Below are 14,059 nucleotides of genomic sequence, written 5' to 3'. Positions count from 1 at the left end.
TACCGCGAGATTAAATTGTGACCGCTTTTTCAACCCTGAATGTTTTACCTGCTGCTCAACTCGAGAACCTTAACGAGCTGGGTTATCTTGAAATGACGCCTGTTCAGGCTGCTGCATTACCGGCAATCCTGGCGGGTAAAGATGTTCGCGTGCAGGCTAAAACCGGCAGTGGCAAAACGGCTGCTTTTGGTCTTGGGCTATTACAGCATATTGATGCCGCGCTGTTTCAGACGCAGTCTCTGGTGCTGTGCCCAACCCGAGAGCTTGCCGACCAGGTGGCGGGTGAACTGCGTCGTTTAGCGCGCTTTCTGCCAAACACCAAGATCTTAACGCTGTGCGGTGGGCAGCCCTTTGGTGCACAACGTGACTCTCTGCAGCATGCACCTCATATTATTGTCGCCACGCCGGGGCGTTTACTCGACCACCTGCAAAAAGGCACCGTTTCTCTGGAAGCCCTGAATACGCTGGTTATGGATGAAGCCGACCGGATGCTGGATATGGGCTTTAGCGATGCGATTGATGATGTCATTCGCTTTGCACCAGCTTCTCGCCAGACCTTGCTGTTTTCTGCGACCTGGCCGGAAGCCATTGCCGCCATCAGTGGCCGGGTGCAACAAAATCCATTAACCATTGAAATTGATACGGTCGATGCGTTACCGGCGATTGAACAGCAGTTTTTCGAAACCTCCAGCCACGGAAAAATTCCGCTGCTGCAAAAATTGCTCAGCCAGCACCAGCCTGCTTCATGCGTCGTTTTTTGCAACACCAAAAAAGACTGTCAGGCCGTGTGTGACGCATTGAATGCGGCGGGGCAAAGCGCACTTTCACTGCATGGCGATCTGGAACAGCGCGATCGCGACCAGACGCTGGTGCGTTTTGCCAACGGCAGCGCACGCGTTCTGGTTGCCACCGATGTGGCCGCACGTGGCCTGGATATTAAATCACTCGAACTGGTGGTTAACTTCGAACTGGCGTGGGATCCGGAGGTTCATGTCCATCGTATCGGACGTACCGCGCGAGCCGGTAACAGCGGTCTGGCGATTAGTTTCTGTGCGCCGGAAGAAGCACAGCGTGCCAATATTCTTTCTGAAATGCTGCAATTGAAGCTGAACTGGCTGCCAGCGCCAGCTAACGTGTCAATCCTGCCGCTGGAAGCAGAGATGGCGACGTTATGCATTGATGGTGGCAAAAAGGCTAAAATGCGTGCTGGTGATGTTCTGGGGGCTCTGACCGGTGATATTGGCCTGGATGGCGCCGATATCGGCAAAATTGCCGTTCATCCGGCACACGTCTATGTCGCCGTTCGCCAGAACATAGCGCACAAGGCGTGGAAACAATTGCAAAACGGTAAGATTAAAGGCAAGACTTGCCGAGTTCGTTTATTGAAATAAATACCCATTGGAGTGCCTGATGGTGCTCCGCTTACCAGGCCTACAACGGGTATATGCTCGTTGTAGGCCTGATAAGACGTTTACATAATCGCCTTACTTCACTTCCACCACGTTCAGGCGTAACTCATCCAGTTGAGCATCTTCTTCTTCTGGCTGCCAGCCCGCAGGCTGCAGCGGGATCTCTTCACGATCGAACGCTAAATCACCACCGTCCACAACCTCTGAACCGTGCTTAATGCCTTTAAAATCGAACAGATTGATATCGCTCAGATGTGAAGGCACAACGTTCTGCATCGCACTGAACATGGTTTCAATCCGACCTGGATAGCGTTTGTCCCAGTCACGCAGCATGTCAGCAATGACCTGACGCTGCAGGTTAGGCTGTGAGCCGCACAGATTGCACGGAATAATCGGGAAACCTTTCGCTTCGGAGAAGCGCTCGATATCTTTCTCACGGCAGTAAGCCAGCGGGCGGATCACGATGTGCTTACCGTCATCACTCATCAGCTTCGGCGGCATACCTTTCATTTTTCCGCCGTAGAACATGTTTAAAAACAGCGTTTGCAGGATGTCGTCGCGATGGTGGCCGAGCGCAATCTTGGTGGCACCTAACTCGGTTGCCGTACGGTACAGAATGCCGCGACGCAGGCGAGAGCAGAGCGAGCAGGTCGTTTTGCCTTCAGGGATTTTGTCTTTGACGATCCCGTAAGTGTTTTCTTCAACAATCTTGTACTCAACGCCCAGCTGTTCCAGATACTCCGGCAGAATGTGCTCTGGGAAGCCGGGTTGTTTTTGATCGAGGTTAACCACAACCAAGGAAAAACTGATCGGGGCGCTTTGCTGCAAATTACGCAGGATCTCCAGCATGGTATAGCTGTCTTTCCCGCCGGAAAGACACACCATAATGCGATCGCCGTCTTCGATCATATTGAAGTCGGCAATGGCTTCGCCCACGTTACGACGCAGACGTTTTTGCAATTTGTTCAGGTTGTATTGTTCTTTCTTGCTAATATCTTGATTTTGCGACATTTAATAGAGGCTCAATTCATAGTGTGGCATCAGAAGAGTATGCATCACGCCGGATAGTCCGGCAAAAGAAGTCTGATATAAAAACTGTGGCGTGTATGGTACGGATAAGCGGGAAAAATGTCAGCACATTTAGGACAGGAATCGTGGGGTATAAGTGGTAGAAACAAAAAGCCCGCAGCGATGTGCGGGCCTGAAAGCTTAGCGGACTACCAGTACCGAACACTCCGCATGACGCACTACTGCTGCGGCGTTAGAGCCCAGCAGGTAGGTGGTGATGTCAGGTCGGTGTGAGGCAATAATGACCATATCAGCCGGTAATTTTTTGGCGATCTCCAGAATCTTATCTTTCGGCGCACCTTCTGCGACATGAATGTGCACTCTGTCCGTTGGGATATTGAACTTCTTGATAATCTCTTCCAGTTGAGATTTTGCTTCGGCTTTCAGATCGTCCATGGCCGGTAACTCTGCCGAGTAGGCCAGTCCCAGAGAAGCGTAATAGGGCAGTGACGGAATTACGGTCAGAAAATGGACCTGCGCATCGTCAATTTTGGCCTCTGCTTCAACATGGGCAATAACGCGTTGAGTTAATTCTGAGTCTGAAATATCGATGGGTACAAGAATCGTTCTGTTCATAAAACCTCCTGTTTAAGTATCCACCTAAAGCTTACCGCGTAATGGCACTTTATGTACAATGACAAAGATCACATTTTGGCATCACTTTATTTTGATTTCAGGAAACTTGCCTTTTATTACGCCGTCGTAAAATCGACCTTTCGAGACCACGCTCAGGAAATCACGAAAAATACGGGCAGGGACAGGCTGATATTGCAGGGTAGCCAATTGGTGAAAGCGAATTTCCAGCGTGTGAGAGGATTCGTCATAGCCGACGGATGCAATACGGGATGATTTTACAGGATGATGATTCATTGCAGGTATCCTCTACTACAGGTCTTAATGCAAGATATCATCTATCAGAGAGATGTTTTAACGCAACAGATATAATGTTTTGATCTGGATAAAACAGAATTGTTAGAACATAAAGAGAGCCCGCTGTTGCCAGCGGGCTGACGGATTAGAACTGGTAAACCATACCCAGTGCTACAGTGTCATCAGTAGAGATGTCATTGCGAGTGTAGAAGCTGTCGTCTTCGTCCAGCAGGTTGATTTTGTAATCAACATAGGTGGAGAAGTTTTTGTTGAAGTAGTAAGTAGCGCCTACAGAAGCATATTTGACCAGATCTTTGTCACCGCTTGTTCCTGCTGGGCTTGCAGCAGTACCTGGCATAGTCAGATCCTTACCTTTAGACATCAGGAAAGAAACTTCCGGACGCAGACCGAAGTCGAACTGGTATTGCGCAGTCACTTCAAAGTTCTGAGTTTTGTTGGCGATAGTATTATCACTACCGTCAGAACCACCATACGGAGTCATATTGCGGGTTTCAGAGTACATGGTTGCCAGGTAGATATTGTTCGCGTCGTATTTCAGACCAGCAGTCCATGCGTCAGCTTTATCACCACCTGCAGTTGAATGGTTTACCTGCTCGTTAGTACGGTCAGAAGAAGTGTATGCGGCACCGAAGCTTACGCCCATACCCAGATCGTAGGTAGAGGAGATACCGAAGCCGTCACCGTTAGAGTTCTTCATGTTACGATCGTCGCCACCGTTATTGGTGCCTTCTTGTTCTGGTGACTGATTTTCGTTCGCGCCTTGGTACTGCAGCGCAACGTTCAGACCGTCAACCAGACCAAAGAAGTCGGTGTTACGGTAGGTTGCAACACCGTTTGCACGACCGGTCATGAAGTTGTCTGCTTTGGTGTAAGAGTCGCCACCGAATTCTGGCAGCATATCGGTCCAGCCTTCAACGTCGTACATGACGCCGTAGTTACGGCCGTAGTCGAATGAACCGTAGTCGCCGACTTTAATACCTGCGAATGCCAGACGAGTCCAGGAGTCGCCTTTATCGCCTTCGGTGCCGTTGGCCTGAACCTGATATTCCCATTGGCCATAACCGGTGATCATATCGTTAACCTGAGTTTCGCCTTTGAAGCCCATACGCATATAAGTCTGATCGCCATCGCTGTTAGCGTCGTCAGAGAAATAATGCAGGCCGTCTACTTTACCGTAGAGATCTAATTTGTTGCCGTCTTTATTATAAACTTCAGCCGCGTGAGCAGCGCCTGCAGCCAGCAGGGCAGGAATTACGAGAGCCAGTACTTTTCTGTTCATTGAAATAATCCTTTAGTTTTTTTATTAACCTGTGACTACCCATGTAGGGAGTAAAAGCATGCTAAAGGAGAAGTTCCGTAAAGAGATAAATATGAATTGTTACGCCTTAAGTAAAACCTTAAATAAATAATTCTACGGAAATGATGATAATTTCGATGAATGTGTTGCGTGAAAATATATAAAATAAAAATTATACAATTGAATTTTGTTGGGCTATTCTGCGCGTGTTATATGCCTTTATTGTCACGTTTTATTTTTCGTTGGTATATTGATGGTAATTATTAATTAGCCAGCGAATAAATTGACAAGCCCGAACAACTGTTCGGGCTTTTTTTTTGGTTCCAGGCAAATACTGAGATAAATGTATTACTCGGCACCGCTCTTTTCTGCTTTACCTGCCAGTTGGGCCAGGAAGTCGTAGCGTTTTTGCAGATCGGCGGCGGCGTCTTTCCACAGCTGCTCAGCAACTTCTGGCTGTTGGGCATTCAGGCGGCGGAAGCGCTGCTCGTTAAGCAATGTTTCGGCCAGCGCGTCTGACGGTGGGCGAGAGTCCAGCGCCAGCGGCAATTTACCTTCATCTGCACGACGCGGATCAAAGCGGTACAGCGGCCAGAATCCGGTCGCCGTCAGCTGGCGCATCTGATCGTGGCTTAGCGCGAGATCGTAACCGTGCTCCTCACATGGGCTATAGGCGATAATCAGCGACGGACCCGGATAGGCTTCTGCTTCCTGAATCGCTTTCACCGTCTGGTTCAACTGTGCGCCCAGAGAGATCTGTGCAACATACACGTGCCCGTACATCATCATACTGACGCCAAGATCTTTACGCGCCTTGCGCTTGCCGTGTTCGCCAAATTTGGTGACAGCCCCGAGAGGCGTGGCTTTCGACGCTTGTCCACCCGTGTTGGAGTAACATTGAGTATCCAGCACCAGAATATTGACGTTCTCGGTCAGGCTCAGGACGTGATCCAGACCGCCAAAACCAATATCGTAAGCCCAGCCGTCGCCGCCAATCAGCCAGATGGATTTCTCGACCAGCGCGTCGGCATCGGTTAACAGCTGCTGTGCGCCTTCGACATCTTTCAGGTGCTGGCGCAGCGCGGCAACTTGTTCACGGCGTACTTCTGGCGTCGCTTCAGCGCGCAGGGCGTCATTCAGTTCAGCCGGAATGTTATCGGCAAACTGTTCCAATAAACGCATAACGCGCACACGGTGCTGATCTACCGTCAGACGGAAGCCCAGACCGAACTCGGCGTTATCCTCAAACAGTGAGTTTGCCCACGCGGGCCCACGACCGTTAGCGTCGGTGGTATACGGCGTTGAGGGCAGGTTACCGCCATAAATCGATGAACAGCCGGTCGCATTGGCGATCAGCATGCGGTCGCCGTACAGTTGCGTAAGCAGCTTGATATACGGCGTTTCACCACAGCCCGAGCAGGCGCCGGAATATTCAAACAGCGGCGTTATCAACTGTGAGGTACGAATATCAATGCGTTCCAGTTTAGTGCGGTCTATTTCCGGCAGATTGAGGAAGAAGTCGTAGTTAACTTTTTCTTCTTCAACATGCTCAAGGCGCGACATCATATTGATGGCCTTGATCTCCGGATTCTGCCTGTCTTTCGCCGGGCACACTTCGACGCACAGATTACAACCGGTGCAATCCTCAGGCGCAACCTGCAGGACATATTTCTGACCGCGCATATCGCGTGATTTCACATCCAGAGAATGCAGGCTGGCAGGGGCGTTTTCCATCGCTTCTGGTGAAACCACTTTGGCGCGGATTGCCGAGTGCGGGCAAGCGGCAACGCAGTGGTTACACTGGGTACACAGCTCTTCCTTCCAGATGGGGATCTCTTCGGCGATATTGCGTTTTTCCCAACGCGTGGTGCCCATTGGCCAGGTGCCGTCTGGCGGCAGCGCGGATACGGGAAGAGCATCACCCAGACCGGCGAGCATTGCCGCGGTAACGGTTTTCACGAAATCCGGCGCGGCATCAGAAACCACCGGTGGGCGGTTAGCGCTGTGCGGGTCAACTGGCTGGAGTGCCACTTCGGCGACGGATTCACGCGCCAGAGCCAGCGCCTGCCAGTTACGTTCAACCAGATCCTGACCTTTACTGCTATAGCTTTTCGCAATCGCACCCTGCAATTCAACCAACGCGCTGTCGCCGGGTAAGATTTGCGTCAAATGGAAGAATGCCATTTGCATAACGGTGTTAATACGCGCTGCCAGACCGCATTCGCGAGCGATTTTGGCCGCATTAATCACGTAGAAACGGGCCTTCTTCTGATTCAGTACTGCCTGAACTTCCTGCGGCAAACGCGCCCAGACTTCATCCACGTTGTAAGGAGTATTAAGCAGGAAGATCCCGCCTGGTTTCAGGCGCTCGGCCATCTGATACTTATCGATAAATTGCAGTTGGTGACAGCCAACAAAATCGGCTTGTGAAACCAGATACGCTGATCGAATAGGCTGCTCGCTGACGCGCAGGTGAGAAACCGTCAGACCGCCTGCTTTTTTCGAGTCATACACGAAATAACCCTGCGCATACCACGGCGTCGAGTTACCGATAATCTTGATATTATTTTTGGTGGCCGACACGCTGCCGTCACTGCCCAGACCGTAGAACAGCGCTTCGAGCTTCGCGGTACCGGGCAGGGTGTTTTCCGGTAGCGGTAGTGACAGGTTGGTGACATCATCATAGATACCAACCGTAAAGCGAGGTTTCGGCTTTGCGCTACTCAGCTCAGTAAAGACCGCCATGACGCAGTCCGGGCCAAACTCTTTGGAAGAAAGGCCATAACGCCCGCCAATTACGCGCGGTAGGGTTTCCCGCTCGCCACAGTTAAAGGCTTCCGCCAGCGCGGTCATTACATCCAGATACAGCGGTTCTGCCTGGGCACCCGGCTCTTTAGTGCGATCCAGAACGGCGATGCTGCGTACGGTTTCCGGCAGGGCGCGCAGTAAATGTTTGGCAGAGAATGGGCGGAACAGCCGAACTTTCAGGACGCCAACTTTCTCTCCACGAGCAAGTAACTCTTCGACGACTTCTTCGCAGGTACCAATTGCAGAACCCATCAAGATAATGACACGTTCCGCCTGTGGATGACCGTAATACTCAAAGGGTTGATACTGGCGGCCCGTCGCCGCGGCGAAGTCGTTCATCGCCTGTTCGACGTTTTCGTAAACCGCGTTGTACCAGGGGTTTGTCGCTTCACGCGACTGGAAGTAGGTATCCGGGTTCGCAGATGTCCCGCGAATAACGGGATGTTCAGGGTTCAGCGCGCGGGCACGATGCGCATCAATTTCAGCTTGCGGCATCAGGCTGAGGATCGTGTCATCGGCCAGCGGCACAATTTTATTGATTTCATGCGATGTGCGGAAACCATCAAAGAAATGAATAAACGGAACCCGACTTTTCAGAGTGGCCATTTGTGAAATGAGCGCAAAGTCCTGTGCTTCCTGCACGCTGCTGGCACACAGCATCGCGCACCCTGTCTGGCGCACTGCCATTACGTCGGAATGGTCACCGAAGATAGACAGCGCATGAGTAGCAATGGTACGCGCGGCAACGTGCAGCACAAATGGCGTCAACTGACCGGCCAGTTTGTACAGCGTTGGGATCATCAGCAACAGGCCCTGCGATGAGGTAAACGACGTAGAGAGCGCACCGGTCTGCAATGCACCGTGAACGGTCGCGATTGCGCCGCCTTCTGACTGCATTTCTACGACGCGAGGGGTATCTCCCCAGACGTTTTTAAGCCCGTTTCCGGCCCAGGCATCTGCCTGTTCAGCCATTGTCGAACTGGGCGTAATCGGGTAGATGGCGATAACTTCGCTGGTACGAAATGCGACTGAAGCAACCGCACCATTACCGTCAATTGTGATCATACTGACACCCTTACATTGCGCAAAAAGAGGGACCCGCGTAACCGCGGCGGATCCTGTAGTTATCTTTCTATTTTAGCAAAAGCGCTAAAGACAGATTTTCGCTTTTGTGTCCTGGGAATAATCAGAATGAATGGTTTGATCAAAGGAGTAGCTAAAAAATTGCCAGAAAATGTAAACAGCACGCATAAATGCGCATTTTGCCTCTCGACGGCAATGTTTCCGCTGCCTATTATTTATGGCTGTGTCGTTTGGTTAATTTTCAGAGGGGAGTAAGATGCGCGCAGCGTTTTGGGTAGGGTGTGCCGCGTTATTATTATCGGCGTGCAGCAGTGAACCTGTTCAGCAGGCAACCGCCGCTCATGTCGCACCGGGGATGAAGGCCGCAATGTCCAGTTCTGGAGAGGCAAATTGCGCCATGATTGGAGGTTCGCTCTCCGTGGCACGCCAACTGGATGGTTCTGCCATCGGCATGTGTGCATTACCTAACGGCAAACGCTGTAGTGAGCAGTCGCTTGCCGCCGGAAGCTGTGGGAATTATTGAGCCACTGCTTTTACTACATTAAATCTGCCAGTTTAAACGTCAACGTTTGTTCTGCCGTAGCCAGTGTTAACTGGTCAGCAGTCAGATCAACTTGTGCGCCTTGCTTAAACATCTCGCTGACGATGCCGTCGAGCGCGTTAAGCTGTGGATCGGCGCACATCATGCGCGTCATTGCCATGTCTTTCACTTTTAATTCACCGTCGGACAGCTTGCCCTGACCATGGAACTGATTACACATTTTTCCCGACACCGTCATATTTTCACCGAAACTTAATTCAGGTGGGTTATTGGCGACGGTTACCGGCTTGCCATTGACGCTCTGCAAAACGAAGCGGTGATGCTGCAACTGTTCGCGATTGACGGACACTTTTCCATTGCTCACACAGCCAGCCATCAGCATGCTGAGCGCAATCAACGTGACAACTTTCTTCATTCTATTTCTCTGGGTTTGTGACGGGAATACATTCAATATAATAATGATACTGAGTGTTTTATCATCGGTGATTGTCTGAAAATGCTCCCCTGAATCCAGGGGAGCACGGAAATCAGAAGAGGGCGTTTGGACAGGTTTCGCCTTTGGAGATTTGTGCCAGATTCTGTAGCGTAGTCTCAGAAATGCTGGTTAACGCTTCGGCGGTCAGGAACGCCTGGTGCCCGGTAAACAGCACGTTATGACAGGCCGACAGACGACGGAACACATCATCCTGAATCACGTCATTGGATTTATCTTCAAAGAACAGATCGCGTTCGTTTTCATACACGTCCATACCCAGAGAACCAATTTTCTGGTTTTTCAGCGCATCAATAGCGGCTTGCGAGTCGATCAATGCACCACGACTGGTGTTAATAACCATCACGCCGTTTTTCATTTGCTCAAAGGCTTCATGATTGAGCAGATGATAATTCTCCGGTGTTAACGGGCAGTGCAGAGAGATGACATCGGACTCGGCAAATAGCGTTTTAAGATCGACATATTCAACGCCTAACTCCAGCGCAGCAGCGCTTGGGTAGGGATCAAACGCCAGCAGGCGCATACCAAAACCTTTCAGGATCCGCAGGGCCGCAATACCGATTTTACCGGTACCGATCACCCCAGCCGTTTTGCCATACATGGTAAAGCCGGTCAGCCCTTCAAGAGAGAAGTTGGCATCACGGGTACGCTGATAAGCGCGGTGAATGCGGCGATTCAGCGTCATCATCATGCCAATCGCATGCTCAGCGACGGCTTCCGGTGAATAGGCTGGCACACGTACGACCTGCATACCCAGCTCTTTTGCAGCGTCGAGATCGACGTTGTTGAACCCGGCGCAACGTAGCGCGATATATTTCACGCCATGCTTTTTCAGCTCTTCCAGAACAGGGCGGCTACCATCGTCGTTGACGAAAATGCACACGGCTTCGCAGCCATGGGCGGTTTTGGCTGTTTTTTCCGTCAACAGAAAGTCAAAGAATTCAAGTTCAAAACCAAAAGCCTCGTTAACCTGCTGCAGATACTTCTTGTCGTACTGTTTTGTACTATAGATGGCGAGTTTCATAAGACTTTCTCCAGTGATTTTGACGTCACATTAATCCAATTCAAATTATTTTACAAAATATAAAAAGTTATTGATAGTCATAGACGTAATGAATAATTCCAACGTATATCTGGTTAGTGTGGGCAGATTACGCGTTTTCAACAACTGGAGAATTTTCATCCAGCTCATGCCGGTAAAGACAACGTGGTTAAAAAGCCAGCCGAATCACATCCTGACAGCTACGCTTATACAGGTAGCAAATATCGGGAGGAGTCATGCTAACTCACTCTGAAGCAAAACGATGGGCCACCTTAATGCTGAAGGCGGCATTATGTGATGGTATGAAACCTGATGAGATTTCCCGGCAGGTACATCTGGTCTGCGATCATCATGGTAGGGAGTGCCTCGAAGAACTCATTGAAGAAATTCTGATAGAAGCTGGTCGTATAGGACCTAAACATAGCGATGGACAACTGAGGCCCCATTGAGTCTGAATCTTAATATCCCCGACGGCACGTGTAACAGCGTGCCTATAAAACGGTTATCTATCCTTAATGTGGGCATATCCAGTTAAACATGCCACAATACGGGCCTAAACCGGCTTAAATTTTTGCTAAATCAGGATATTAACTACCCATGAAGGGTAAATATAAAGCCGTTCTGGCACTCCTCTTATTATTGATTCTCGTGCCGCTGACGCTAGTGATGACGCTTGGCCTGTGGGTGCCTACGTTGGTGGGTATCTGGTTACCCGTTGGAACACGCATCGCGCTGGACGAGAGCCCGCGGCTGACACGGCATGGGTTACATATACCTGAACTCCGCTATCTGGTTGAAGATTGTCCGCTAGCGCGCATTACTCAGGCGGATCTGTCTCACCCCAGCCGCTGGTTGCTGAATGTCGGGACCATCGAGCTGGACTCAGCTTGCCTGGCCAAATTGCCACAGACAGAGCCGTCGCCAGTAGCGCCCAAAACGCTGGCTGAATGGCAGTCAATGCTGCCTAATACCTGGATTAACATCGACAAACTTATTCTCTCTCCATGGCAGGAATGGCAGGGAAAACTGTCACTCTCGCTCACTCCCTCCACTCAACAGCTGCGTTACCAGGGGGAAAAAGTTAAATTCCAGGGGCGTTTGCACGGGCAAAACCTCACAGTAACTGAGCTGGATGTTGCGGCATTTGAAGGCCAGCCGCCGGTAAGACTGGTCGGTGAATTTACTATGCCACTGGTGCCCGATGGACTGCCGGTAAGCGGTCATGCGGTTGCGACGTTAAGTTTGCCGCAAGAACCTACGCTTGTGGACGCCGAACTGGAGTGGCAACAAAACAGCGGACAACTGATCGTCATGGCGCGGGATAATGCCGATCCGCTGCTTGACCTTCCGTGGGAAATAACACGCCAGCAACTGACCATCAGCGACGGACGCTGGAACTGGCCTTATCAGGGATTCCCGTTAAGTGGCCGGCTGGGCATGAAAGTTGAAAACTGGCAGGCAGGACTGGAAAACGCGGTGGTGAGTGGGCGTCTGAATGTTCTGACGCATGGCGACGCCGGTAAAGGAAATGCCGTATTAACGCTGGGGCCGGGTAAGCTTGGCATGGATAGTAGCGAGATGCCGCTACAGTTGACCGGTGAAGCGAAACAGGGCGATCTGATCTTCTACGCGAAATTACCCGCGAGACTCACCGGAAGTCTGAACGATCCGCAATTGGCTTTCGAGCCAGGGGCGCTGCTGCGCTCACGTGGGCGGGTGATTGATTCGCTGGATATTGACGAGATTCGCTGGCCGCTGGCAGGGGTAAAAGTCACGCAACGCGGTGTGGATGGGCGTCTGCAGGCTATTTTACGTGCGCATGAAAACCAGATGGGGGGCTTTGAACTGCATCTGGATGGCTTGGCAAATGATTTTCTTCCTGATGCTGGTCGTTGGCAGTGGCGATATTGGGGTGAAGGCAGCTTTACGCCGATGCATGCCCGTTGGGACGTAGCGGGTAAGGGGGAATGGCATGACAACACCCTGAAGCTATTTGATCTTTCCACCGGATTTGATCATTTGCAATACGGTACGATGAAGGTGGAAAACCCACGCCTGGTGATGGACGAACCGATAGTCTGGGTGCGGGATGCAACCAAACCGACATTTAGCGGCGCGCTGTCGCTGGACGCAGGGAACACCACCTTCACCGGGGGAAGCGTGTTACCACCATCGACGCTGAAGTTCAGCGTCGATGGTAGCGATCCGACAATCTTCCAGTTCAAAGGCCAGCTTCACGCTGGGGCGATTGGGCCCGTACAGTTGAATGGTCGTTGGGACGGTATCCGTCTGCGCGGACAGGCCTGGTGGCCAAAACAATCGCTCACCGTATTCCAACCGCTGATCCCACCTGACTGGAAAATGAAGCTACGAGAAGGTGAGCTGTATGCGCAGGTCGCGTTTTCGGCAGCCCCGGAGCAGGGCTTTGAAGCGGGCGGTCATGGAGTGTTAAAAGGCGGTAGCGCCTGGATGCCCGATAACCAAATCAACGGTGTCGATTTTGTATTGCCTTTCCGGTTTAGTGAAGGTGCATGGCAACTGGGTACGCGTGGACCTATTTCATTGCGTATTGCGGAAGTGGTGAATCAGGTGACGGTGAAAAATATCGCCGCCGATCTGCAGGGGGCATACCCCTGGAGTGAAAACAACCCGTTACTGTTGAGCGATGTCAGCGCTGACCTGCTGGGGGGCAAAATCATCATGCAGCAACTGCGGATGCCGCAGCACGATCCGGCCTTATTGCGAGTGCAGAATATCTCTTCCAGCGAGCTTATCAGTGCGGTTAACCCCAAACAGTTCGCCATGTCTGGCCCGGTCAGTGGCGCGTTGCCATTATGGCTGGATAATGAAAAATGGATCATTAAAGACGGCTGGTTGACTAATCCAGGGCCGATGACGTTGCGTATTGATAAGGATACCGCTGATGCGGTCGTCAAAGATAACATGGCGGCGGGGGCGGCCATTAACTGGCTGCGTTATATGGAAATAAGCCATTCGTGGACGAAAATAAATCTGGATAACCTCGGTGTCTTAACCATGCAGTCAACCGTGACTGGCAATAGTCGGGTGGATGGCAAAGTAGGTACAGTTAATTTGAATTATACCCACGAGGAAAACGTCTTTACGCTATGGCGCAGCTTGCGTTTTGGCGACAATTTACAGGCATGGCTTGAACAAAATGCAGCGCTGCCGGAAACCCATTGCCCGGAAGGCAAGGAATGTGAGGAACAACAATGAAAACGATAGCTGCCATGCTGGGTCTGCTGGCTTCATCTCTGCTGGTAGGGTGCACTCCCAGAATCGAAGTGGCTGCGCCAAAAGAGCCCATCACTATTAATATGAACGTCAAAATCGAGCATGAGATCCATATCAAAGTTGATAAAGACGTCGAAAGCTTATTGAAATCGCGCAGCGATTTGTTCTGAGG

11 protein-coding genes are annotated in these 14,059 nt (G+C 51.1%); 4 read left to right on the top strand and 7 right to left on the bottom strand.

Annotated elements, in window-relative coordinates:
* Positions 1-17 precede the first annotated feature (17 nt).
* Positions 18-1,391: an ATP-dependent RNA helicase DbpA gene (dbpA, locus tag OGV89_RS05195; protein ID WP_286558243.1), complete on the top strand. Its 1,374-nt coding sequence runs from the start codon at positions 18-20 to the stop codon at positions 1,389-1,391.
* A 93-nt stretch (positions 1,392-1,484) separates the two neighbouring features.
* Here the strand turns inward: dbpA and ttcA are convergent, their stop codons facing one another.
* The 5 genes from ttcA to nifJ form a co-directional block, all read right to left on the bottom strand.
* Positions 1,485-2,420: a tRNA 2-thiocytidine(32) synthetase TtcA gene (gene ttcA / locus OGV89_RS05190; RefSeq protein ID WP_106107392.1), complete on the bottom strand. Its 936-nt coding sequence runs from the start codon at positions 2,418-2,420 to the stop codon at positions 1,485-1,487.
* A 198-nt stretch (positions 2,421-2,618) separates the two neighbouring features.
* Positions 2,619-3,053 carry a universal stress protein UspF gene (gene uspF, locus OGV89_RS05185; protein WP_003020369.1) on the bottom strand — a complete coding sequence of 145 codons (435 nt, stop codon included), beginning with the start codon at positions 3,051-3,053 and terminating at the stop codon, positions 2,619-2,621.
* A gap of 81 nt (positions 3,054-3,134) precedes the next feature.
* A complete protein-coding gene (locus OGV89_RS05180) occupies positions 3,135-3,347 on the bottom strand; it encodes a KTSC domain-containing protein (RefSeq protein ID WP_003020366.1) in 213 nt (70 codons plus the stop codon).
* A 145-nt stretch (positions 3,348-3,492) separates the two neighbouring features.
* Positions 3,493-4,647 carry a porin OmpC gene (gene ompC, locus OGV89_RS05175; protein ID WP_016150305.1) on the bottom strand — a complete coding sequence of 385 codons (1,155 nt, stop codon included), beginning with the start codon at positions 4,645-4,647 and terminating at the stop codon, positions 3,493-3,495.
* Between the two features lie 366 nt (positions 4,648-5,013).
* A complete protein-coding gene (gene nifJ / locus OGV89_RS05170) occupies positions 5,014-8,538 on the bottom strand; it encodes a pyruvate:ferredoxin (flavodoxin) oxidoreductase (RefSeq protein WP_086529271.1) in 3,525 nt (1,174 codons plus the stop codon).
* A gap of 274 nt (positions 8,539-8,812) precedes the next feature.
* Between nifJ and OGV89_RS05165 the strand changes: the two genes are divergently transcribed.
* Positions 8,813-9,079 (top strand): putative hemolysin, encoded by a 267-nt coding sequence (locus OGV89_RS05165; protein WP_003020360.1) that lies wholly within the window; start codon positions 8,813-8,815, stop codon positions 9,077-9,079.
* 13 nt (positions 9,080-9,092) lie between these two features.
* On the opposite strand, the gene hslJ is transcribed toward OGV89_RS05165, so the two are convergent.
* Both hslJ and OGV89_RS05155 read right to left on the bottom strand, forming a co-directional pair.
* Positions 9,093-9,512, bottom strand: a complete 420-nt coding sequence (gene hslJ, locus OGV89_RS05160) for a heat shock protein HslJ (RefSeq protein ID WP_003840829.1) — start codon at positions 9,510-9,512, stop codon at positions 9,093-9,095.
* Between the two features lie 112 nt (positions 9,513-9,624).
* Positions 9,625-10,614, bottom strand: a complete 990-nt coding sequence (locus OGV89_RS05155; protein ID WP_003020354.1) for a 2-hydroxyacid dehydrogenase — start codon at positions 10,612-10,614, stop codon at positions 9,625-9,627.
* A 615-nt stretch (positions 10,615-11,229) separates the two neighbouring features.
* On the opposite strand from OGV89_RS05155, the gene OGV89_RS05150 reads away from it, so the two are divergent.
* Together OGV89_RS05150 and OGV89_RS05145 are read left to right on the top strand one after the other, a co-directional pair.
* Positions 11,230-13,869, top strand: coding sequence for a YdbH family protein (locus OGV89_RS05150; protein WP_003840832.1), 2,640 nt, complete (start codon positions 11,230-11,232; stop codon positions 13,867-13,869).
* Entirely contained in the window at positions 13,866-14,057 is a 192-nt protein-coding gene (locus tag OGV89_RS05145) for a YnbE family lipoprotein (RefSeq protein WP_003020350.1), read from the top strand. The genes OGV89_RS05150 and OGV89_RS05145 overlap by 4 nt, the downstream gene beginning before the upstream one ends.
* Positions 14,058-14,059 lie beyond the last annotated feature (2 nt).

It is taken from the genome of Citrobacter sp. Cf125 (assembly GCF_030333935.1).
GTDB classification, from domain to species: domain Bacteria; phylum Pseudomonadota; class Gammaproteobacteria; order Enterobacterales; family Enterobacteriaceae; genus Citrobacter; species Citrobacter freundii.
Note: the sequence above shows the minus strand (reverse complement) of the source record. Positions and strands in the feature narration are given on the sequence as shown.

Coding starts and splice junctions, on each gene's coding strand:
- OGV89_RS05165 (WP_003020360.1), top strand. CDS start 8,813: ATGCGCGCAGCGTTTTGGGTAGGGTGTGCCGCGTTATTATTATCGGCG.
- nifJ (WP_086529271.1), bottom strand. CDS start 8,538: ATGATCACAATTGACGGTAATGGTGCGGTTGCTTCAGTCGCATTTCGT.
- OGV89_RS05155 (WP_003020354.1), bottom strand. CDS start 10,614: ATGAAACTCGCCATCTATAGTACAAAACAGTACGACAAGAAGTATCTG.
- OGV89_RS05180 (WP_003020366.1), bottom strand. CDS start 3,347: ATGAATCATCATCCTGTAAAATCATCCCGTATTGCATCCGTCGGCTAT.
- hslJ (WP_003840829.1), bottom strand. CDS start 9,512: ATGAAGAAAGTTGTCACGTTGATTGCGCTCAGCATGCTGATGGCTGGC.
- ompC (WP_016150305.1), bottom strand. CDS start 4,647: ATGAACAGAAAAGTACTGGCTCTCGTAATTCCTGCCCTGCTGGCTGCA.
- OGV89_RS05145 (WP_003020350.1), top strand. CDS start 13,866: ATGAAAACGATAGCTGCCATGCTGGGTCTGCTGGCTTCATCTCTGCTG.
- ttcA (WP_106107392.1), bottom strand. CDS start 2,420: ATGTCGCAAAATCAAGATATTAGCAAGAAAGAACAATACAACCTGAAC.
- uspF (WP_003020369.1), bottom strand. CDS start 3,053: ATGAACAGAACGATTCTTGTACCCATCGATATTTCAGACTCAGAATTA.
- OGV89_RS05150 (WP_003840832.1), top strand. CDS start 11,230: ATGAAGGGTAAATATAAAGCCGTTCTGGCACTCCTCTTATTATTGATT.